This is a genomic window from Haloarcula litorea (assembly GCF_029338195.1).
Lineage (GTDB): Archaea > Halobacteriota > Halobacteria > Halobacteriales > Haloarculaceae > Haloarcula > Haloarcula litorea.
This window is the reverse complement of record NZ_CP119779.1, coordinates 116,268-137,825: the sequence shown is the minus strand read 5'-3', so window position 1 is coordinate 137,825 and position 21,558 is coordinate 116,268. Positions and strand designations below refer to the sequence as shown.

The window sequence follows — 21,558 nt, the reverse complement described above, 5'->3', positions numbered from 1 at the left end:
CGGCTGCGTGCGCCTGCGTCCGCCCCCTCCGGAGAGGCGAGAAACCCGATGACGCGGGACCGCCTCGACGAGACTGTGGGGTCAACGCGACGACGGCGGTGGGGTCTCAGTCGGTCTGAATGAGCTCCAGCAGCCGTTCGTAGTGACGACTGAACGCCTCGTCGGAGCGCTGGCGCGGCCGCTCGACGTCGACGTCGACGATCTCGCGCACGCGGCCCGGCTCTTTGGCCATCACGACGACGCGGTCGGCGAGTTTCACAGCCTCCTCGACGTCGTGGGTGACGAACAGGACCGTCTTGCCCGTCTCGTCCCAGATGTCCAGGAGCTCGTCCTGGAGCATCTTCTTCGTCTGTGCGTCGACGGCCCCGAACGGTTCGTCCATCAACAGGAGGCCGGGGTCGAGCGCGAGTGCGCGGGCGAGGGCTACGCGCTGTTTCATCCCGCCCGAGAGGTCACGCGGGTAGCTGTCCTCGAACCCGTCGAGGCCGACGAGATCGACGAGCGACTGGACGCGGTCCTGTCGGGTCGACTCGTCGACGCCCTGCTGTTCGAGACCGAACCCGACGTTGCCGGCGACGGTCCGCCAGGGAAACAGGTGGTACTCCTGGAAGACGAGCCCGAGGTCCGGTCCCGGTTCCGTCACTGGATCGCCGTCGAGGAACACCTGCCCGCCGGTCGACGGTTCGAGGCCCGCGATGATGCGAAACAGCGTCGTCTTCCCGCAGCCGGAGGGACCGACGATGCAGACGAACTCTCCGTCCTGGACGTCGAACGAGACGTCCGAGAGCGCCTGGATCGGACCGTTCGCCCCCTCGAACTGCTTGTCGACGCTCTGGATGCGGACCCGTGGCGTGTCGGAGTCGGTCACCGCCACGCGAGAGCCCTCCGTTGGAGTGTGCGGAACGCGACGTCCACCAGCAGGAACATCAGGCTCAACACGAGGATGTAGGTGATGACCACGTCGACCTGGAGGTTGTTCGAGGCACGCAGAATCCGGCGGCCGATGCCGGCCACGCCGAAGATCTCGGAGGCGACGACGAGCATCCAGCAGCGACCGATACCGGTCCTGATGCCGGTCGTGATCTCGGGTAGCGAGGCGGGGACGACGACGGTGCGGATGAGTTCGAGGTCACCCTGGACGCCGAGGCTCCGGGCCACGTCGAGCAGGTCCTCGGAGACGCCCTCGACGCCGCCGTAGGTGGCGTAGAAGTTGATCCAGAACGCGCCGACGGCGATGATGAAGGCCGCGCCGGCGTGGTTGATCCCGAACCACGCGATCGCGAAGCCGACGAGCGCGAGCGGCGGGACCGGGCGGAGGACCCGGACCACGGGCGAGGAGAAGTCGTCGACGACGGGACTCCAGGCCAGCGCGATGCCGGCGGCGATGCCGAGCCCGGTCCCGACGACCGCACCCGGGATCCAGTGGAGGATGCTGTTGCCGAGCGCGACGAACAGCTCGCCGGAGGCCGCCTCGGCGGCGAACGTCTCGGCGACCTGGAACGGCGTCGGGAGGACGTAGCTCGGCTGTGTGAACGCGGCGGCCCACCACAGCAGGACGAACGCGGCGACGCCGGCGAGCCCGCGTCGGATGCCGACCGCGTCGATCTCCATCGGGAGGCCGGCGACGGACTCACCGGAGCCCTCGACCTCGTCGGTGACGTCGATAGCCATTATGTGAGTGTGAACGTTCGGGCCGGTTATAGGCTGTCGTATACGCCGAAGTCGAAGATCTGATCGACCGAGAGCCGCTGCTCGATCTGGTCGTTCTCGTAGGCGAACCGCGAGAAGATGCTGGTCCCGTTCTCGATCTCGCGGGGATCGGTGACGAAGTTCGACAGCGGCCCCCCGAGGGCGGACCGCGCCATCTCCGTCGGCATCCCGATGCCGGACTCGACGATACTGGCCGTCGGACCGGGGTTGTCGGCGATGAACTCGGTCGCCCGGACGTGCTGTTCGAGGAACTGCGTGGCGACGTCGGACTCACGGACGGAGTCGCTCATCAGGGTCACGGCGGCGGGCTGGCCCGGCATAATCTCGCTGGCGAGCCGGAACGTCTCGACAGGGACGTCGGCCTGCGAGACGCGGGTCGGGACCGGTTCCATAATCGAGGAGCCGTCGATCTCGCCGTTGGCGATGGCCTGCCAGACGGCGTTGGCACCGTTGATCTCGAGGATGTCGACGGCCGAGGTCGGATCGACGCCCTGTTGCTGGAGCCAGTACCGCAGGAGGACGTCCGGCACAGATCCCTGCGGGAAGGTCCCGAAGCGGAACTTCCGGCCCTTCTGTTCAGCCCAGACGTCGAAGGCGTCGGAACCGTGCTCCTGCCACAGCGCGGTGAGCTCCTCGTGGGCGAGGATGGCCATCGGCTCCTTGATGTTGGCCGCGGTCACCTTGGCCGGGATACCCCGGTCGATGACGATCATCGAGGGGACGATGCCGAACATCGCGACGTCGATCTCCCCGCTCCCGTAGGCCTGGATGATCGCGGGCCCGTCGGTGAACTCTCGGCCCTCGATGGTGGCGTCGATCCGATCGAGGTATCCCTCCTGTTCCATCACGTAGTACTGCAGGTCCGGGAAGATGGGCATGTGTGCCACCGTCAGGGTCTCCGACCCGCCGAGACCGAGGCAGCCGGTCAGGCCGAGGGTGGCGGCGCTGCCGGCTCCCGCGAGGTAGGTGCGTCGTGTGAGACGGCTATCGCTCATACCGGTACCGTACGGTGTTGACACCTTTGTGCGGAGAGACAGCGTCAATCACGACTGGCGTCTACGACGGCGTGACGCGCATCGAGTGGAATAGATCGCGGGGAAACGGGGCTGAAGAAGTCGAATCGGGGGAGATCCGGCCGTCCCGGAGACAAGAAATTGTTGCCGGTTACAGGACGGTCGCACCGTCGTACCGATCGTCGGCGAGGTACACGGCACCGTCGCGGACCTCGACGGCGATGCTGTCGAGGGCGTCGCCGGCACAGGGGCCGTGGGTACAGACGCCGCCCTCGGGCTCGAACTGCGCACCGTGTTTGTGACAGACGATGCGGTCGCGCCGGACGATGGCACCGTCGCCGCGGTCGAGGGGGACCTCCGGTTGGTGGGGACAGGAGTTGCGCCAGGCGACGACGGCGTCGCCGTCGTGGTGGAGGATGAACTCGGTACCCCGAGCGCCCGAGCGCGCCTCACAGCGGAGCGTCCCGTCCCGCGGGACCTCGTCGAGGGCGACGATGCGGTCGGCGTCGCCGGACTCGTCCGGTTCGTCGGTGTCGTCGCCGGTGCCGGCGACGCTGAACGAGAGGCTCGCCTCGCCCGCCTCGACGGTGCCCTCGTCGTCGTGGACGCGGACGCTCGTCTCGTCCTCGCCGTCCTCGACGGTCACGCGAACGGAGTCGGTCATACCGATCAATTAGGACGGCCTAAAATGAGGCTTCCGGAAGGATCGAGACACGGTACGACTTAGGGGCGGCCGTCGTAGGGGCGGCTATGACCGACGAACTGGACGTCGAGGTCGAAGTCGAGGTGGAGATCGATCGCGAGGAGCTGGTCGCGGCGATCGGCGAGGACGAAGACGAGGTCGAGTACGAGGGGACCCTGGAGGCCGAGGGGATCGAGATCGAACTGGAGGCGACGGTCGAGGTCGAACGCCACGGCGACGAGCGCGGAGACGACGGGAGCGACGAGACGGACGAAGACGACGGAGCGTAACTCAGCGGTCGACGGCGACGCTCGCACGGTCGTCTCGCGCGGAGCGACCGACGGCGATCCCGTACGTTCCGGCGTCGACGGTCCACCCGCCGTCCGGGTCGTACCGGCGGACGGCGAGGTCGTCGAGTGACACCGTCACCTCGCGGCGCTCGCCGGCCGCGAGCTCGACGGGCGACGCTCCGGCGAACACCCGGTCGGGCCTGTCGACGCCCTCGACGGTCGGTGGCTCGACGTACGCCTGGACCACCTCGCGCCCCGGTCTGTCGCTCGTGTTCTCGACGGGGACGGTGACGCGATCGGTCCCGTCGGCGGTGACGCCCCCGTACGCGAAGTCGGCGTAGGAGTGGCCGTGACCGAACGGGTAGGTCGGGTCGAGCCCGGCCGCGTCGAAGTGCCGGTAGCCGACGAAGACGCCCTCGTCGTAGTGGGCCGTTCCGTCGACGCCGGGGAACTGCCGCGCGTCGCTCGCGGGGTAGGTGTCCGCGGGCGCGAACGTCACCGGCAGCCGGCCGCCGGGATCGCGGTCGCCGTAGCAGACGGCCGCGAGCGCGTCGCCGTCGGCCTGGCCGGGGTACCACTGCTCGACGACGGCGGCCACGTCGTCGCGCCAGGGCGTCTCGACCGGGCCGCCGGTGCGGAGGACGACGACGGTCCGGTCGTTGGCGGCGGCGACGGCCCGGACGAGTTCGTCCTGCCGGCCGGGCAGCGCCAGCGAGTCGCGGTCCTCGGCCTCGGTGGTCGCGTCGCGGACGAGGACCACGGCGACGTCGGCGTCGGCGGCCGCGTCCACGGCGTCGTCCAGCGACGGCTCCGGCCGGTCGGACTCCTCGTCGTCGCGCCCCCAGTCGAGGTACGGCAGGCGGTCGAACAGCGAGCGGGACGGGACCGGCGGGACGCCCCGGGCGGTCGTCACCGTCCCGTCGGCGCGCGCCCGCAGCCCTTCGTCCGGCGCGACGCTGTGGAACGGCGTCGTCTCCGAGGACCCGCCGCCGCCGAGTTTCGCCTCGTGGACGTGGGGGCCGAGGAGCGCGACGTCGGCGTCGTCGGCCAGCGGCAGGACGCCGTCGTTCTCCAGCAGGACCGTCCCCCGGCCGGCCACCCGCTCCGCGAGGTCGCGGTGGCGCTGGCTGTCGAGTTCGCCGGTCCGCTCGCGACCGTCGAGCAGTCCGATGCGGGCCATCTGTCCGAGCACGCGACGCGCCATCTCGTCGAGTCTCTCGGAGGGGACCCGACCGTCGTCGATCGCGGCCGCGAGCGGGTCGCCGAACAGGCCGGCGTGGCCGGCGTCGGGGATGCCGTCGGGCCACTCCCCCTCGTGGTCCTCGGCACCGGGTGCGGGGACGCCTGGCATCTCCAGGTCGAGGCCGGCGGTGGCCGCGCCGACGGTCGTCGCAAGCCCGTACCAGTCCGAGACGACGTAGCCGTCGAACCCCCACTCGTCTTTGAGGACGCCGCCGACGAGGTCGGCGTGGTCGCTCATATAGGTCCCGTTGACGCGGTTGTAGGCGGTCATCACCGACCCGACGCCGGCCGCGACGGCCGCCCGGAACGGCGGGAGGTACACCTCCCGGAGCGCCCGCTCGTCGACGGCGGCGCTGACCTGCGTCCGGCTGGTCTCCTGGTTGTTCGCGACGTAGTGTTTCACCGTCGCGATCACGTCCTCGGACTGGATCCCGTCGACGAGCGCCGCGCCGACGGTCCCCGAGAGGACGGGGTCCTCCGAGAGGTACTCGAAGTTCCGCCCACAGTGGGGGACTCGGACGACGTTCACGCCCGGGGCCAGCAGGACGTGCTGGTCGTGTGCGACCGCCTCGCGCCCCATCGCGGCCCCCTGTTCGCGGGCGAGGGCGGGGTCGAACGCCGCCGCGGTCGCGAGCGTGGCGGGGAACGCCGTCGCCCGCTCGCCCTCGGCACGGACGCCGAGCGGGCCGTCGACCAGCCGGAGGGGCGGGACGTCGAGCCGCTCGATACCCGGGAGGTAGCCGGTGGCCCGCTCCGCGGGGTCGGCCGTCCCACGGACGAGCGAGAGTTTCTCCGCCCGGCTCATCTCGGCCACCAGAGCGCTGGGATCGCGAGGGGGCATCGGATACGTGTGCGTCGGCCCGGCGTGGCATAGGCGTTCGGGCACACGAGCTATCAGTGCCGCCCGCGAAGGGGGCGTGATGACCGAGAACCGTGACCGACTGCCGGCGGCGACCCGCCTCGGCCGGGTCGCGTTGACCGTCGCCGACACCGCGCGAGTGGCCGAGTTCTACGAGTCCGTGGTCGGCCTGGTGGTCCACGAGGGCGGGGAGCCGACGGTGCTGGGCGACGGCGAGACGCCGCTGCTGGAACTCCACGAGGACGACGCGCTCCCGGCGCGACCCGCCGACGCGGCGGGGCTGTTCCACACGGCGTTCCGGGTCCCCTCGCGGGCGGCCCTCGGGGACGCGCTCGCGCGCATCGAGGCCGCTGGCGCGCTCGACGGCGCGTCGGACCACCTCGTGAGCGAGGCGCTGTACTGTACGGATCCCGAGGGCAACGGCGTCGAGGTGTACTGCGACCGGCCCCGCGGGGAGTGGGGCGAGACGGCGGACGGCCGGGTCGAGATGGCGACGGAGCCGCTGGCGCTCGCCGACCTGCGCGCGGCGGCGACGGGTGCCGACCGCGTCCCGGCGGGGACGGACGTGGGCCACGTCCACCTCGAGGTCACCTCGCTGGCCGACGCCCGCGCGTTCTACGACGGCGCGCTGGGGATGACACTCCGGGCCGCCTACGACGGCGGTCGGTTCCTCGCGGCGGGGGACTACCACCACCACGTCGGCGCGAACGTCTGGGGTCGGCGGACCGCACCGATCGAGGGGCGGGGACTGGCGTGGTTCGAACTCCTCTTCCCGGACGCGGCGTCGCTGGAGGCCGCGACGGACCGACTCGCGGCCGCGGGCCACGCCGCCGAACCGGCCGATGGCGGCGTCACGGTGACCGACCCCGACGGGATCACCCTCCGCCTCCGTGCGTGAACGGCTGTCACGGGCCACTCAAGCGGCTGGCCCGTCTACGGCTCGTATGACGCGAGCACGGACGACGAGCGATAGAGCGACGACCGTGGCGACGACCCGGGGGGAGCGGCGATGAGCGGTCCCCACCAGGGACAGGAACTGGTCACGGCGGGGACGCCGCTGGACGAGGCGCGGGCGGCGATGGTGCTGGTCCACGGCCGCGGGGCGACCGCACAGAGCATCGTCCAGATGGGTCGTGAGGTCCACGAGGAGGGGCTCGCGCTGCTGGCTCCGCAGGCGGCCCGCAACACCTGGTACCCGCAGTCGTTCCTCGCGCCGGTCGAGCAGAACGAGCCGGGCCGGAGTTCGGGGTTACGGGCCATCGACGACGCGGTCGAGCGAGCGACGGACGCGGGCGTCCCGGTCGACCGCGTCGTCCTGCTGGGCTTCTCGCAGGGTGCCTGTCTCGCCAGCGAGTACGTCGCCCGGAACCCGACGCGGTACGGCGGGCTGGTCGCCCTGAGCGGCGGGCTGATCGGCGAGACGGTCGACCCCGAGGGGTTCGACGGCGACCTCGACGGGATGCCGGTCTTCGTCGGCTGTAGCGACGTGGACCCCCACATCCCGCTGGAGCGCGTGAAGGTGACCAGCGAGGTGTTCGAGCGCCTACACGCCGACGTCGACGAGCGCATCTACGAGGGGATGGGCCACGGCGTCAACGAGGACGAGCTCGACGCGGTCGCCGACATCGTGGCGACGGTTCTCTCGGCGTGAGTGGGAGGGAAGGCGGTTACGGGCGGCTCACCGCGGGCCTTTGACGCCGGCGGCCGTGTGGACGCGTATGGGACTGACGCGGCGCGACTGGCTCCGTGCAGCGGGCGCGCTCGGAGCCGCGGGACTCGCCGGCTGTACCGGGACCGGTGGTCCCGACGGCGGCGGCCGGAGGACCGCCGCCCCGGGGACCGGGGACACGACGGCGACTGCGACGCCGGGGACGCCGCCTCCGACGGCGGACCGATCGCTGTACCTCGGCCACGCCGTCGACCACGTCGACGAGAACCTCGTCAGCGGCGGCGTCCCGAAGGACGGCATCCCCTCGATCGACGACCCGACGTTCGCGGCGGCCGGCGAGACACCCGTCGCGGACGGCGACCCGGTGTTCGGCGTCGCCCGGAACGGCGAGGCGAAGGCGTATCCGCAGTACATCCTCGTCCACCACGAGATCGTCAACGACACGGTCGGCGGCGACCCGGTGGCGGTGACGTACTGTCCGCTGACGGGGACGGCACAGGGGTTCGAGCGGGGGGAGACCACCTTCGGCGTCTCCGGCCGGCTGGTCAACTCCAACCTCACGATGTACGACCGTGGGACCGACACCTGGTGGCCGCAGGTGCTCGCGACGGGCGTCCGCGGGCCGCTCCGGGGCGAGACCCTCGAGGAGTTCCGGGTCGTCTGGACGACGTGGAAACAGTGGCGGAGTGCCCACCCGGACACGCAGGTGCTCACGGAGGACACCGGCTACACACGGCGGTACGGCGACGACCCGTACGGCGACTACAACCCACGGGCGGGGTACTACGACGACGGGCGGACGCTGTTCTCGCCGCTGGTGACGGACGACCGGGCACACCCAAAGCGCGTGGTCCTCGGGACACGGACGACCGAGGGCGCGCTGACCTTCGACGAGCCGACACTGCTGGACGAGCGGGTCCTGACCGGCGACGTCGCCGGCACGGAGTACGTCGCCGTCGCCGACGCGGCGCTGTCGACGGGCTACGTCTACGCCAACCCCGACGGCCTGACGGTGACGGCCGAGGACGGCGGCTACCGGGTCGACGGCGGGACTCACGCGGCCGACGCGCTCCCGCTCGACCGCTCGCTCGCGTTCGACGGGATGTGGTTCGCCTGGGCGGGCTTCTATCCGGGAGTCGGCTATGTCAGGTGAACTGTCGTCCGACGGAGCGGGCGTGACCGACCGGCTGGGGGCGCTCCTCGCCCGGACGCAGGTGGCCGTTCGCGGGGCGCTCTCCCGGCGGGACGGCCGAGCGACCCTCGCGACGGCGACGGTCGTCTACCTCGCGCTCTACCTGTTCGGGCTCGGACACCTCGGACTCGGTCCGTGGGGCTGGGAGCTGTCGGTGGTCGCCGATCCCCTCGCCCGAGCCACGCGGGTCGTCGGGCCGTTCCAGTGGGAGCCGGTCGCGCTCGTCGTCGCCGGCCCGGTCGAGCTGCTCCTCTCGCCGCTGAACGTCGCGCTGGGGACCGGGCTGGCGGCCCTCGTCGGCGTCAACCTCGCGGTCTCCGTCGTCGCCTACCGCGGGCCCAGGGCTTGCCGACTCGGGGCCGGTGCGGGTGCGACGGCGGGGCTGCCGGCGCTGCTGTCGGGCGTCGCTTGCTGTGGGCCGACGGTCCTGCTCGTCGTCGGTCTCCAGGCGAGCGCGACGGTCCTGACCGTGTTCCAGTGGCTCCTCCCCGGCGCGGTGGTCGCTCTGGTCGCGACGCTGCTGTGGGTCGGGACGAAAGTGGACCCGGCGGCGGTGTAGCTACTCCGCGTCCGCCAGCGTCCCGAAGTCGTCGACTGGGACGACGGAGTAGTCGATGTTGAGCGTGTCCTGGGTCGCGCGAATCTTGCCCACGAACGTCGATATCTCCTCGAGGTCACCCTCCAGGACGAACAGCTCCATACAGCGGTGTTCGCCGACGTGGCTGTGGAAGTTCGAGGCGACGAGGTGCTCGTGCTCGTGGCGGAGGTGCATCATCTTCTCCTCGACGGTGGTGGTGTCGTAGTCGAACAGCACCGTGACGATGCCCATCAGTTCCCGCCCCTCCAGTCGCTTGTCCTCGAACTCGCCCAGCAGGTTCCGGCAGGCCTCGCGGATGATCTCGCTGCGGCCGGTGTAGCCGTGCTCCTCGGCGAACTCGTCGAGGCGGTCCACGAGGGACTCGGGCATCGAGACGCTGACGACGGTCATATAATAACCGAGCCGGCAGTTCCTATTAATGATTGGTGGAGTCGCGTCGCTCTCCGCTCCCGATCGCGGGCGGGGGAAAACTTATATCCAGTTACTCGCTCCCTGCTAACTGTATGACAGCGAACGTCGTGACCGACGTGAATCGCCCCTACGTGCCGGCGGCGGGGGCGAAGCTCACCGCCGAGGTCGAGGTCGAACCGGGCGCACAGGAGGAGCGCCCGACGCGCCAGATCGCGTTGTGTATCGACGCGAGCGGGTCGATGGCCGGCGACGACATCGAGCAGGCCCGCGCGGGCGCGGAGTGGGTGTTCGGCCTCCTGGGGGACGACGACTACGTCTCCGTCGTCGCCTTCGACGACGAGGTCGAGCGGGTGCTGGAGCCGACCCGGTGGCGCGACATCGACCGGGACGACGCGATGGCCCGCGTCGGAGACATCGCGGCCGGCGGCAGCACCGACATGTACCGCGGCCTGCAGGCGGCCGCGGACTCGCTGCGTCGGCTCCCCGACGACGGGCGAACGGCACGACGGATCCTCCTGCTCTCGGACGGGAAGGACAAGAACCACGACCCGCCGGAGTTCGAGACGCTGGCCCGCGACATCGACCGCGACGGCATCCGCATCAAGTCGGCGGGGATCGGCGACGACTACCGGCGGGAGACGATCACCACGCTCGGCACGACGGCCCGCGGCGAGTGGACTCACCTCGGTTCGCCGGGGGACATCGAGCAGTTCTTCGGGGACGCCGTCGAGGAGGCGGGGACCGTCGTCGCGCCGGACGCACAGCTCGAACTGGACGTGGCCGACGGCGTCGAGGTCAGCGAGGTGTACCGCGCGCTGCCCCAGACACAGGAGGTCGACCTGGAGTGGCGGGACAACACGACGGTCGTGAAGCTGCCGGACCTGCTGGACCGGGAGACACAGCGGGTCGTGATGAAGATCCACGCGCCCGAGCGTGACGTCGGCGTCGAGGCGACGCTGGCCGACGTGACGCTCACCGCCGACGGCGAGACGGCCCGCGACACCATCACCGTCGAGTACACCGACGACCCGGAGAAGCTCGGCGAACACCACGAGGAGGTGGACATCGACCACCGGCAGACGGTCATCAAGACGGAACTCGGGAGGGGCAACGTCGCGGAGGCCCAGACCCAGGTCGAGCGGATGACGAAGATCCACGGCGAGGACGCCGACGCCGTCGAGTCCGCCGAGCGCGAGACCCGCATCGTGATGGAGGGCGGCCGCGAGGAACAGAACCGCGCGACGAAGATCGTCACCGACGAGGGCCTCCAGCAGTGACGGCGCGGGGACGCCGGCACTCGCGGGTGGCGTAGCCGGGGGAGACTATGGCGTGGGAACCCGAACCCGGCGACGTCGTCGACGGCCGCTACGCGGTCGAGGAGACGCTCGGCAAGGGCGGGTTCGCGAAGGTGTTGCTGGCGACGGACCGCGAGACCGGCGACGCCGTCGCGCTGAAGTACCCCAACTACACCGAGACACAGAACGACCGCGCCGTGGTCGAGAAGTACTTCGAGAAGGAGGCCGAGACGCTCGAACACATCGCCGCCGCCGGCGGGCACGACCGGGTGATGGGGTACTACGGGCGGGTCGAGCACCGCGGCGTCCCCTTCCTCGTGGTCGAGCTCGTCGACGGACTGGAACTGGACGAGGCGGTCGACCGCCACGGCCCGGAGGACGACCCCGACGTGGTGCGGACCATCGGGATCGCACTGGCGGAGGCGATGGCGTTCCTCCACGAGAACGAGGTGGTCTACCGCGACCTCAAGCCGGAGAACCTGATGGCGACGGCCAGCGGGACGACGAAGCTCATCGACTTCAACACCGCCGCACGCTTCGGCGGCGACACGGCCGAGACGTCCGCGGCGGGCGGGACCACCATCCTCGGGCCCTACAAGCCACGCGAGGTGGCCGAGGCCAGCCGGACCGACCTCCCGCAGGGGCCGTGGTCGGACGTCTACTCCATCGGCAAGATCCTCATGTTCGCGCTGCGCGGGACGGTCCCCCGGAAGGACGGCGTCGACCCGCGGGACTTCGGCGTCGACTGCCCGGACTACCTCGCGGCGATCGTCGAGCGGGCGACCCAGTCACACCCCAAAGACCGGTACGCGAACGCGACGGTGCTGAAGACCGCACTGGAGAACAGGGACCCGTCGCCGCCGGACCCGGCGGTCCTGCGGTACGTCACCGGCGACGGCGAGTACGCGGTCAAGCCCGGGGACACGATCGGGCGGCGCGGCGTCGGCCCCTCGACGACGATCGAGATCGAGGACCCGGTCGGGACGTACGTCTCGGCCGTCCACGCACAGTTCACCGTCGAGGACGGCGACTGGTACCTCGAGGACAAGAGCCTCAACGGGACCTACGTCCAGCGCGGGGACGGCTGGCAGCGGGTCCTCAGCGAGGCGGGCTACGAGGGCCTGCGCCGCTCGGAGGACGTCGACCCCACGGACGGGGACGGTGGACGGCCACCGACGTCGGTCCGCCTGCACGACGGCGACCTGATCGCCCTCGTCGACGCGAGCTACGGCGTCTCCTTCGAGTTCCACACGGAGTGACTATGCGATACGCTACCAACTATGACATCGGCGACCGGAAGCGGGGACAGGGCATCAACGAGGACAGCCTCTCGGTGACGGCGTTCGAGGAGGGCCACCGCGACGGCCACCGCGGCGAGACGCGGGGGGACGGCCGGCCGGCGAACCGGTCGGCGGGCGTGTTCGTCCTCGCCGACGGGGCCGGCGGCTACGACGCCGGCGACGCGGCCTCCTACATCGCGACGACGGTGATCGCCGAGCGGCTCGCCCCCGTCGCCATCGGGGCGGTCCGGAGCCGTCCCCACGAGTTCGACGTGGACCTGCCCGACTCGGTCACGCCGGACCCGCTCGGCCCGGACGAGGTGCAGGCCGCGATCGCCGACGCGGTCGTCGACGCCCACCGGGAGATACTCAGATACGGGCGGGACGCCGACACGACGGCCTACACGACCGTCGTAGCGGGCGTCTACGCCGACGGGAAGCTCCACCTGGGCTGGGTCGGCGACAGTCGGGCCTACCTCGTCAACGGCGACCGCGGGGAGATCGTCCGGCTGACCAAGGACCACGCGGTCGTGGAACACCTCGCCGACGAGGGGGAGATCGACGAGGTGGAGGCCCACGTCCACCCCGACGGGAACGAGATCACTCGCGCGCTGGGCGGCCCCGCTCACGGCGATCCCGACGAGGCGACCGTCGGCGTCGAGACCCGGACCGTGCGCCTCTACGCGGAGGACACGGTCGTCGCGACGAGCGACGGCCTGATCGACGCACAGACCGACGCGCCCCGCCTCTACCGCGAGTACACGGACGCCGACCGCGACGAGGAGGTTGGCGAGTCGGTGCTGGACGCCGTGGTCACCGACGCGGAGATCCGTGACGTGGTCCTCGAGGCGGACTCGCTGACCGCGGCCGTCCGCGAGTACGTCGCTCTGGCCAACGAGCGCGGCGGGAAGGACAACCTCTCGCTCGTGTTGCTGGCCGACGACGCGCTCCCGTCGACGCCTAGGGGCGGCTTACCGGTCCGGGCCGTCGACCCGGACGACGTCCTCGATCGGGAGACGATCATCGTCGAAGAGTAGGGTAACTGTTTTCTCTCTCGGTGTTGAAGCGGCTCACGAATTAGTATGTCAGACGCAGGCACAGAACGCACAGTCGAGTGTCCCCTCTGCGGGGAGTCGTTCGACCCGACGACGGCCGGGGGCTGGTGTACGAACCCGGACTGCGGCGAGTGGCAGTACACGGAGGGCGGCGACGAGACGGGAGCCGACGACCCCGGATCGGACGAGAGCGACGACGACGACGTCAGCCTGTTCTCACAGCCCGACGACGAGGAAGAGGAGACCGGCGACCGGGCGGACGACCAGGCGGACGACGCGGACGACTCGGTGACCGCGAGCGACCTGTTCTCCGAGGCCAGCGAGCCGGCCGACGACGCCGAGCCGGAGACCGCCGGACCGACAGACGGGACTGGCGACGAGAGCGGCGACGCGGACCCGTCGGGACAGGCGGACGAGGGGACCGAAGCCCACGACGTCGCCGACGCCGTCGCTGGCGAATCGGGGACAGACGCGGCGGCTGTCGGCGGGGCGGAGCCGGCCGACCCGGACGACGGTGGAGAGACGACGGCCGAAAGTCCCGGGGAGCCAGAGTCGGTCACCGACGACCCGGGCGGGACCGCCCGGGACGCGACGGCGGCGGCGTCCGACGAACCCACGAGCGGCGGGTCGGCCGAGGAGACGGAGGCGGAGGGCCGGGAGGCCCGAGCGGCGGCGACCATCGACTGTCCGGACTGCGGGGAGGAACTGGACGCCGACGCGAACTTCTGTGTCCAGTGTGGGGCCGACGTCGGCGACCTCGAACCCGCGGGACCGCTGACCGAGTGCCCGGGCTGTGGCGTCGACGTCGACGAGGACGACAACTTCTGTGCGAACTGCGGGGAGGACCTCGACGCACACCGTGGCGACGCCGACGACGGGCCGGCCGACACCGGCTCGGCCGACGAGACCGCCCCGGAGCAGTCCGAGGACACGGACCGGCGTGACGAGCCGGTCCCGCAGCGGTTGCGCCTGCGCGTCGAGGGGAGAGCGATCACCGTCGGCGACGGCGACACGGTCGGCCGGGAGGTCCGAGAGGCGCTGGCGGACGCGGGCCGACCCGACGACGAGGCGCTGCGCGTCCACCGCGAACACGTCGAGTTCGAGCGGTCCGACGAGGGGTTCTACCTCGTCGACCGCGGCAAGAACCCCACGCGGCTCAACGGCCGCTCGCTCCAGCAGGGGGACCGGGAACCGGTCGGGCCGGGCGACGAGGTCGAGCTCGCCGGCGTCGCCACGCTCTCGGTCCGGGCCCCCTGAGCCACCGTGTCAGTTAAGTCACCGCTGGCGGATACGGTGACGTGATGCCCTCCGGCCGTCCCGCGGTGGAACTCCGCTCGTCCGTCGCCGCCCTCGCGACCGAATGGTGGGTCCTCGTCGGTGGCCTCGGCGCGTATCTGCTGTACTCCGCGTGGGTGCTCGCCACCGGCGCGGCGGTCGGCGCGCTCGCCCCCGGCTTCGCCGACGCGTCGCTGCCCGCGGTCGGGGGCGTGACGGGACTGACGGCGGTGGCGGCCGTCCTCTGGATCGGGGTCCCCGCCGTCGCCGTGGCGCGGCTGCTCCCCCGGCCGCTGGTGAACGACTCACGGAACGTCGACTACCCGTACCGCGACATCCGCCCCGGACCGTTGCTCGTGCCGCCGGGGCTGGTCTCGGTCGCGGCGCTGGCGGCGACGGTCGTCCGTGGCCCCGCGCCGTGGCTCACCGGCGCGGCGCTGGTCGCCGGCGTCTTCCTGCTGGTTCGGACGGCGGCGTACGACAAGCGGGTCTACCGTCCGGTCCCGCTCCTGTCGCCCGTCTGCCTCGCCGCCGCGGGGGCCGCGCTCGCGGGCGGCTGGCTCGTCCACGCGCCGATGGTCGCCGGCGTCGCGGACCCGCTCGCGGCCCCGGTGTCCGCGGCCGGCGTCCCGACGGTCGCGGCCGCCGTCGTGACCGCGACCGGCGGCGTCCCCGGCCGATCGCTCGCAGCACTGGCCGCCGTCCCGACGGTCGCCGCCACGGCCTACGTCTGCTGTCAGGTGGCCGCGAGCCTCCCGGTCTGGTGGCGCGCGCCGTACCCGGAGGGGACGTTCACCGGCGGGACCGGGGGCCGCCGACTGCCACCGACCGACGGCGAGCCCTCGGTTTCGCGGCGGTCCGTCACCTCCGACGCCCGCTCGGCGGACGGGCCGGGGGCGCGGGGCGCTCCCGAGGACCGGGCTCCGGTCGACGACGTTCCCGACGAGTTCGCGGCCGACACCGAGGTGTTCCGTCGCTCCGAGACCGGCGCGGTGGACCGCGACGGACCCGAACGGATCGCGACGGTCCGGGGACCGGAGCCCGACCGGCAGCCGACGTTCTCCGCGCCGGCCGGCGGACCCGCGGACGGGGCCGCGACCGGCGACTGCCCCGCCTGCGGCCTGGCGTTGTCCTCGTCCGACGCCGTCGCGTACTGTCCGGAGTGTGGAGAACCGCTGGACTGAGTGGGCGGCGTCGGCAGGTGCGGTTTCACCCGCCAGTCTTGCGGCGGATGAACGCCGCGAACGCGACGGGGGAGAGGAACGCCATCGTGATCACCGCGGCCAGCGAGAGCAACACCGTGTCGTCCCCACCGCCCGCGCGGTCGTCGCCGGTCGCGTTGGCGGAGGCGGACGTCTCGGTCGCCGTCGAGGTGGGGGCGGCGGTCTCGGTCCCGCCGCTGCCGCCGCTCGCGCCACCGCCGGCGTCCCCGACGACGACGGCACCTTTCATCCCCAGCGCCTTGTGCGGCGTACAGACGTACTTGTAGACGCCCTCGTCCTCGAACGTGTACGAGTAGGTGGTCCCCTCGTCCGAGACCGGGCTGCCCGAGTCGAGCGGGCCGTCGCCGTTCGAGACGACGTTGTGGCCCCCGCCGTCCCCGGTCCACGTCCAGACGACCTCCGTCCCCGGCGAGACCCGGACTGCGGCGGGACCGAACGCGAACGCGCCGTTGTTGCCCTCGGCTCCGACGGCGATCTCGACGGTGTCCTGGCCCGTCCGGTCGACGGTGCCGTCGAAGTTCGAGACGTTCTCGAACCACTCCCCGTAGTCGACGCCCTGCTGGGCCGAGGCCGTCGCCGTCGCGCCGAGTGCCACCGCGGTGGTCGTCGCCCGTGCGAACTGTCGTCGGGTCATCGAACCGGTCATCGTTGGTCTCCAACCGGAGGTAGCCGGAACGCGAAGATAAAGCCGGACGCGCGTTCCCGCTCGGTAGGAACTCTCCGAACGTGTGGGATCGGGACCCGTGGTACCGCTTCCCGAACGTGCAATAAATTTAATATGTATCCCCGTGTGGTTCGAAGTACGTCACGAACGTTGACGCGGTGTTCACGATGACTACCCACGCTCCACCCACTCGGTACGCGCCGGCCGCCCGCGATAGCATTCGCGGGCAGCCGGCCGGCCGTGGTATCTACGCCACGGCCGCCGAGTCCCTTGCTACGGGGTGGAGTGCCCGGGTGAACACCCGTCGCTTCTCCCCCGCAGCGTAGGGGCACCCCGCCACCGTGGGACGGCCGTCCGGTCGCGCGGACGCCCACTGCGGTGGTGGCCCGGTCGCTTCGGCGTCGACGACGGCCGTCTGTCCCCGTCGGTCCCCCCTGACCCCCGGCTCTCGCCGGGACGGCCCGCCACCGTCGTCGCGCCGCGAACTCGACCCGTCCGACAGCCACAGCACCGCCCAGCGGCGTCACCGACGTGCTCGACCGGCGAGCCCCCGTCCCGGGGCCGGTTCGACTCCGGCCGTCGGCCTATGTCGCTCCACGCGACAGCCACTGTCGACGCATCGGCCGCGGTGTCGCTGCGGGTCCCCCGCGGTGACTCCGACGACCTGGCGAGCGGCGTCACCGACGTGCTCGCGTCCGTCGACGGCGTCCAGCGCGTCGCCGTCGAGGGCATCACCGGCGTCCGTCCGACGTTCACCGACCTCCGCGTCGAGGCCGAGGTGACCGTCGCCGTGGCGGTCCCCGCCGAGGCCGACGCGGCGACCGCGGTCACGGCGCAGCTGGCCGACGGCTTCGGCGTCACCGCCGTCGACGACGTCGCCGTCGATGGCCGGTGACCCGCTCGCGACTCCGGTCCTCCCGTCCGCTGGCGGAACCGGCCCCGCGCCGGTCCCGGGTTCGACCCCCGGCGGGAGGGGAGTCACGAATGCAAACGACGTATCTCGTCGTCACGGCAGCACGGCGACGACGGAAGCGGTATCGCGACGCCGACCACCGACGCACCCGCCGTCGGTAATCCCAGCGGGGTTTCCGTGTTCCACCGACCGACAGCCGTCGCTCGACGGTGAGTCACGACGCCGGGAAAGCGGTCGGGAGTCCGATCAGGCCTCGGTCGCGTCGGTGTCCGTGTCGTCGCCGTCCGATCCGTCGGCGTCCGCGTCGGCAGCCGAGTCCCCGTCCTCGCCCACTTCGAGGTCGATGGGCGCGACCTCGTCGTCGCCGTCCTCGTCGGCCTCGACGCCGCCGACGAGCAGACCGACGAGCCCGGTCACGAGCATCCCGACGCCGGCGACCCGCGTCGACTGGACGTACCACTCCTTGGGTTCGAGATCGCCGGGGTTCTCGTAGCCGCCGAGGAGGAGCCTGGCGTTGAGTCTGAGCGCCTGCTTGGGGAGCACGACGGCCAACAGTCCGTTGAGTGCCATCCACGCGTAGCCGAGCGGTAGGAGTCGTCGCATCATCGCCGGATGCTACGGCCCCGAGCCACCTGAACCCTCGCCTCGCGGTCACTCGCCCTCGGTCCAGCGGGCGTCCGAGAGCGTCCGCTGGACGGCCGCCTCGCCGACGGCCTCCGCGAGCGTCTCGAAGCCGCCCCGCTCGCTGGGGTCGCCGGCGTTGGCGACGAGCCGCGAGACGATGAACTCCGGGGTGGACTTCCCGACCGTCCCGAAGCGGGGCTGGTAGTCCACCTGGAGTTCGAGGTCCGGGTCCAGCCCCTCGGCGAAGATGCCGTCGGTGCGGGCCAGGTCGGGCAGCGGCTCCAGGTCCGCCGCGAGGTGGGTGACGAACACGCCCAGCGCGTCCCGGTCGACGGTCAGCGTGACGAGGCCGTGCAGCAGGTCGGCGGCGGAGCCGGGTTCGGTGATGGCCTCGAACTCGTCGACGAGCATCAGCGTCCGGCCGCCGTCGGTCAGCGGCGGGACGACCGAGCGCAGCGTCGACTCCAGGACGCCGGCGTTGAACGAGGCGTGCCGGCGGTGGAAGACGACGGTGTCGACGAGGCCGACCTCCGCGGCGTCGGCGGGCACCGGCAGCCCCATCTGAGCGAGGAGCTGGACCTGACAGAGCGTCTCCAGCAGCGTCGTCTTCCCGCCGGAGTTCGCCCCGGTGAGTACGGCCACGCGGTCGCCGCTGGGCGGGTCGTTCGCGCTGTGGACCTCCAGGTCGTGATCGCCGACGGCGTAGGTGACCGGCTGAACCGCCTCGGCGTCGGCGATGGCGAGGTTCCGGGCGTTCCTGACGGCAATCGTCTCGCGGTCGACGAACTCGGGCCGCGAGAGGTCGAATGCGATGGCGAAGCGGGCCAGCGACACCGACAGCGCGACGTCGCCGACGGCGGCGACGGCCGCGTCGATGTCCCCGCGGGCGGCCGCGAGGTCCGTCTCCAGCCGGTCGGCGACGGCCGCTTCGCGTTCCTCGACGCCCTCCCGGAGCGAGCGCCGCAGGTCCCGCAGCGCGGCGTCGACGAAGTCACGCGCGTCGGTCGCCTCGTCGGGCATCGCGTCCCGGACCCTGCTCGCGTCGACGCCCGTCTCGTCGGTGACGTACCGCACCAGGGCGTCCGGGAACTCGTCGGGTCGCCGGGCGCTCTCCTGGACGGCCTCGACCACCTCCGGGGTGGCCGCGGCGAGGTCCTCGACCTGTCCGAGCCGATCCCGCAGTCGGTCGAGTTCGTCGTCCGCCCCCTCGCCGACCCGGTCGCCACCGGCCAGCCCCGCGAGTGCGGCCCGCGCGTCGGCGAGGGCGTCGCCGTCCAGCGCCGCGATGGGTTCGAAGACGCCCTCCCCGACGCCGGTCTCGCGCAGGGCGATGGCCGTCTCGACGGCCGCCCGCTCCCCGCCGTCGGCGTCGTACCGGCCGAAGGCGTCGAGGACGGCCGCCTGCTCGTCGTCGGCGAGCGCGGCCCAGGTCTCTTTCGCCGCGAGCACGTCGTCGAGCCGGTCCGCCATCGCCTCGCGGGTCGGCAGCGGCGTCAGCACCCGGATCCGGTCGGCGGCGTCCGCGGTCACCGCGTACTCCTCGGCGAGGTCCAGCAGCTCCTTGTACACGTCGCGGGTGTCCCGCGTCGCCAGGAGGTCCATCGACTCCTCGCCCGTCGCCCGCCGGAGGATGCGCGTCGCCCGGCCCCGGGAGAGCCCGGCGGCCGTCAGCGTCCGCGTGTCGGCCGACTCGATGGCCTCGACGGCCCGCTCGACGCCCAGTTCCTCGGCAAGCAACTCCGACGTCTTCGGGCCGATCCCCCAGTACTCCTCCAGTCGCATAGGCGGGCCGTCGGTCCGGCCGGGTTTAGTCGTTTACATAGGGCCCTCGGGCCACTCACCCGCCGTCCCCGTCGCCGGCTCCGCCGCCCCCGACGGACGCCAGGTCGCCCCACGCGACCGTCCCCCGTTCGACGACGTTCGACGGTTCCAGCGCCGGGTCGGTCAGCGTGACGCGTGCGAGACCGACCGGGCCGGCCCGCGGCGGCGCGAGCGCCTCCGGGTCCGAGGTCTCGAACGGGGCCTCCGTGACGTCGCTGACGACGACCCGCATCGCCATCCCGAACCCCTCGTGTGGCGAACAGAGGAGGTCGTAGACCCCGGGGGTGTCGAACGCGTGGAGCCACGTCGAGGGTGTCGGTGGGGTCGTCCCCCCGTCGCTGTCCTCGTCGTCGCTGTCGTCACCGCCGTCGTCTCCGCCCATCCCGTCGTCCTCCTCGTCCATCCCGTCGTCGTCTTCCCCGTCTGTCCCGTCGCCGCCACCCGGCTCCGCCGGCGGTTCGATCTGGTCGGGTGCGATGGAGGCGTCCGTCCAGCCCAGCAGCGGCGACGAGAACGCCGCGACGCCGGTCGGGACCCGCCGGCGCATCCCGAACGCCGGGTGGTAGGAGACGACGTTGTGGTCCGGAGTCGTGAACACGAACCGGACCACGTCGCCGGGCCGGACGTACAGCCCCGTCGGCTGGAAGAAGAAGTCCGCCGGCCGGTCCGCGTTCGTCGGGGGCCCGCGGACGAGCGTCCGGACCTCGTGGACGGTGCCCGCCGCGTCTCCCGCTGGCTGGTCCTCCCGGTCGTCCTCGCCCCGATTCCCGCCTTCGTCGCCGGACTGCGCGCTGACCGTCCCGCCGACGCCGGCCAGGAACGGCCCCGCGCCGAGCGCCTTCACGACGTCGCGCCGTGACGAACCGAGTGGGTCGGGTGCCATACGCCGACGTCTCGACGGGCGACCTTTGTTAGCAGCAGAGTGCCACGCGCCGACGGGAACCAGGGCCGCACTACCGACCGACGGCACCGGCTCGCACCCCGCCCACGACGTCCCTACGACGGTATGCTCGGGGTAGCGGCCCGAAAGCAGTCGCTATCTGTCGACCCGCTCGCGGCGAGTGACTGAAAAGCCCGGGCGGTGTATCCGGGCGTATGGACGACGCGGGCGAGCGTGGCGACGTGACCTGTCCGGGCTGTGGCGAGCGGCCGGAACAGCCCGCGCTGCGCTGTCCGGACTGCGGCGAGTCGCTGGTCGCCGACGAACTCGCCGAGGCCGTCGAGCGCGAACTCGCGGCCACCGAACCCCGGACAGCGCCCCGGTGGGCCGTCCTGTTGACGGGGCTGGCGCTCGGGATCGCCGTCGCGCCGCTGGTCGCCTACGCCGCGCTCATCGCCGCCGGGGACCTCCCGCCGCTGGTCCTCGCCGGCCTGCTGTTGGCCGGGTGGCTCGGCACCGCCGCCGTCCTCGCGGGGCGGCCCTCGCCCAGCGCCGCCCTCGCGCGCGGGCTCGCCATCGTCGTCGGTGGCGTCGCGCTCGTCCTCGCGGCGCTCGCGTACGACGCCCTCTCGGCCGGCCCGTCGGCCGTGGCCGGCGAGACCGGCTGGGTCGCCCTCCTGCTCGCGCTCCCGGCCGTCGTCGCCGCCGTCCTCGCCCGCCGCGTCGCGGGACGCGCGGCGCGACAGGCCCGGGGCGAACCGGGGCCACTCCACGAGCGGGCCGGACTCACGGACGACGAGGTCGATACCGTCGCGCCCTCCGACGACCGCGACGAGCGGTGAGCGGACACGAGACTTATGAC

22 protein-coding genes are annotated in these 21,558 nt (G+C 72.1%); 12 read left to right on the top strand and 10 right to left on the bottom strand.

The features are described 5' to 3' along the window. Positions 1 to 106: 106 nt before the first annotated feature. The 4 genes from P0592_RS00770 to P0592_RS00755 all read right to left on the bottom strand — a co-directional run bounded on the left by P0592_RS00770 (position 107) and on the right by P0592_RS00755 (position 3,387). On the bottom strand, positions 107 to 874 hold the full coding sequence (locus tag P0592_RS00770) for an ABC transporter ATP-binding protein (RefSeq protein WP_419181110.1): 768 nt from the start codon (positions 872 to 874) through the stop codon (positions 107 to 109). Beyond that, a complete protein-coding gene (locus P0592_RS00765) occupies positions 865 to 1,671 on the bottom strand; it encodes an ABC transporter permease (protein ID WP_276272354.1) in 807 nt (268 codons plus the stop codon). Before P0592_RS00765 ends, P0592_RS00770 begins: the two co-directional genes overlap by 10 nt. Positions 1,672 to 1,697: 26 nt before the next feature. Further along, on the bottom strand, positions 1,698 to 2,705 hold the full coding sequence (locus P0592_RS00760; RefSeq protein WP_276272353.1) for an ABC transporter substrate-binding protein: 1,008 nt from the start codon (positions 2,703 to 2,705) through the stop codon (positions 1,698 to 1,700). A 169-nt stretch (positions 2,706 to 2,874) separates the two neighbouring features. Beyond that, positions 2,875 to 3,387 (bottom strand): Rieske (2Fe-2S) protein, encoded by a 513-nt coding sequence (locus tag P0592_RS00755; RefSeq protein ID WP_276272352.1) that lies wholly within the window; start codon positions 3,385 to 3,387, stop codon positions 2,875 to 2,877. A gap of 86 nt (positions 3,388 to 3,473) precedes the next feature. Here P0592_RS00755 and P0592_RS00750 point away from each other — a divergent pair, with 86 nt between their 5' ends. Then, positions 3,474 to 3,695, top strand: coding sequence for a hypothetical protein (locus P0592_RS00750; protein ID WP_276272351.1), 222 nt, complete (start codon positions 3,474 to 3,476; stop codon positions 3,693 to 3,695). A 1-nt stretch (position 3,696) separates the two neighbouring features. Here P0592_RS00750 and P0592_RS00745 read toward each other — a convergent pair whose 3' ends face one another. After that, complete coding sequence (locus P0592_RS00745) at positions 3,697 to 5,778, bottom strand: beta-glucosidase family protein (protein WP_276272350.1); 2,082 nt, start codon at positions 5,776 to 5,778, stop codon at positions 3,697 to 3,699. Positions 5,779 to 5,857: 79 nt separating this feature from the next. Here P0592_RS00745 and P0592_RS00740 point away from each other — a divergent pair, with 79 nt between their 5' ends. The 4 genes from P0592_RS00740 (at position 5,858) to P0592_RS00725 (ending at position 9,216) form a co-directional block, all read left to right on the top strand. After that, positions 5,858 to 6,694, top strand: coding sequence for a VOC family protein (locus P0592_RS00740; RefSeq protein WP_276272349.1), 837 nt, complete (start codon positions 5,858 to 5,860; stop codon positions 6,692 to 6,694). 111 nt (positions 6,695 to 6,805) lie between these two features. Continuing rightward, positions 6,806 to 7,447: an alpha/beta hydrolase gene (locus P0592_RS00735; protein WP_276272348.1), complete on the top strand. Its 642-nt coding sequence runs from the start codon at positions 6,806 to 6,808 to the stop codon at positions 7,445 to 7,447. Between the two features lie 67 nt (positions 7,448 to 7,514). Then, complete coding sequence (locus P0592_RS00730; protein ID WP_276272347.1) at positions 7,515 to 8,618, top strand: DUF3179 domain-containing protein; 1,104 nt, start codon at positions 7,515 to 7,517, stop codon at positions 8,616 to 8,618. Continuing rightward, positions 8,608 to 9,216, top strand: coding sequence for a hypothetical protein (locus tag P0592_RS00725; protein WP_276272346.1), 609 nt, complete (start codon positions 8,608 to 8,610; stop codon positions 9,214 to 9,216). The genes P0592_RS00730 and P0592_RS00725 overlap by 11 nt, the downstream gene beginning before the upstream one ends. Here P0592_RS00725 and P0592_RS00720 read toward each other — a convergent pair whose 3' ends face one another. After that, positions 9,217 to 9,645, bottom strand: coding sequence for a CopG family ribbon-helix-helix protein (locus P0592_RS00720; RefSeq protein WP_276272345.1), 429 nt, complete (start codon positions 9,643 to 9,645; stop codon positions 9,217 to 9,219). A 113-nt stretch (positions 9,646 to 9,758) separates the two neighbouring features. Between P0592_RS00720 and P0592_RS00715 the strand changes: the two genes are divergently transcribed. Genes P0592_RS00715 through P0592_RS00695 form a run of 5 tightly spaced genes read left to right on the top strand, consistent with a single transcriptional unit; the run spans position 9,759 to position 15,755 of the window. Then, complete coding sequence (locus tag P0592_RS00715; protein WP_276272344.1) at positions 9,759 to 10,943, top strand: vWA domain-containing protein; 1,185 nt, start codon at positions 9,759 to 9,761, stop codon at positions 10,941 to 10,943. Positions 10,944 to 10,990: 47 nt separating this feature from the next. Then, the gene (locus P0592_RS00710) at positions 10,991 to 12,220 is read left to right on the top strand and encodes a serine/threonine protein kinase (protein ID WP_276272343.1); all 1,230 of its coding nucleotides are present in this window, start codon (positions 10,991 to 10,993) and stop codon (positions 12,218 to 12,220) included. A gap of 2 nt (positions 12,221 to 12,222) precedes the next feature. After that, positions 12,223 to 13,278, top strand: coding sequence for a PP2C family protein-serine/threonine phosphatase (locus P0592_RS00705; RefSeq protein WP_276272342.1), 1,056 nt, complete (start codon positions 12,223 to 12,225; stop codon positions 13,276 to 13,278). 45 nt (positions 13,279 to 13,323) lie between these two features. Then, entirely contained in the window at positions 13,324 to 14,553 is a 1,230-nt protein-coding gene (locus tag P0592_RS00700; RefSeq protein WP_276272341.1) for a zinc ribbon domain-containing protein, read from the top strand. A 44-nt stretch (positions 14,554 to 14,597) separates the two neighbouring features. After that, positions 14,598 to 15,755 carry a hypothetical protein gene (locus P0592_RS00695; protein ID WP_276272340.1) on the top strand — a complete coding sequence of 386 codons (1,158 nt, stop codon included), beginning with the start codon at positions 14,598 to 14,600 and terminating at the stop codon, positions 15,753 to 15,755. 25 nt (positions 15,756 to 15,780) lie between these two features. On the opposite strand, the gene P0592_RS00690 is transcribed toward P0592_RS00695, so the two are convergent. Further along, the gene (locus P0592_RS00690) at positions 15,781 to 16,428 is read right to left on the bottom strand and encodes a halocyanin domain-containing protein (protein ID WP_276272339.1); all 648 of its coding nucleotides are present in this window, start codon (positions 16,426 to 16,428) and stop codon (positions 15,781 to 15,783) included. A 616-nt stretch (positions 16,429 to 17,044) separates the two neighbouring features. Between P0592_RS00690 and P0592_RS00685 the strand changes: the two genes are divergently transcribed. Next, on the top strand, positions 17,045 to 17,353 hold the full coding sequence (locus P0592_RS00685; RefSeq protein WP_276272338.1) for a hypothetical protein: 309 nt from the start codon (positions 17,045 to 17,047) through the stop codon (positions 17,351 to 17,353). Positions 17,354 to 17,617: 264 nt separating this feature from the next. Here the strand turns inward: P0592_RS00685 and P0592_RS00680 are convergent, their stop codons facing one another. From P0592_RS00680 to P0592_RS00670, 3 genes are read right to left on the bottom strand one after another with little or no spacing between them, the layout of a single operon-like run. Continuing rightward, positions 17,618 to 17,977: a DUF6199 family natural product biosynthesis protein gene (locus P0592_RS00680; protein WP_276272337.1), complete on the bottom strand. Its 360-nt coding sequence runs from the start codon at positions 17,975 to 17,977 to the stop codon at positions 17,618 to 17,620. Between the two features lie 45 nt (positions 17,978 to 18,022). Beyond that, complete coding sequence (locus tag P0592_RS00675; RefSeq protein ID WP_276272336.1) at positions 18,023 to 19,777, bottom strand: MutS-related protein; 1,755 nt, start codon at positions 19,775 to 19,777, stop codon at positions 18,023 to 18,025. A 55-nt stretch (positions 19,778 to 19,832) separates the two neighbouring features. After that, on the bottom strand, positions 19,833 to 20,699 hold the full coding sequence (locus tag P0592_RS00670; RefSeq protein ID WP_276272335.1) for a cupredoxin domain-containing protein: 867 nt from the start codon (positions 20,697 to 20,699) through the stop codon (positions 19,833 to 19,835). Between the two features lie 212 nt (positions 20,700 to 20,911). Between P0592_RS00670 and P0592_RS00665 the strand changes: the two genes are divergently transcribed. After that, positions 20,912 to 21,538 (top strand): zinc ribbon domain-containing protein, encoded by a 627-nt coding sequence (locus tag P0592_RS00665; RefSeq protein WP_276272334.1) that lies wholly within the window; start codon positions 20,912 to 20,914, stop codon positions 21,536 to 21,538. The last annotated feature ends 20 nt before the right edge of the window (positions 21,539 to 21,558 follow it).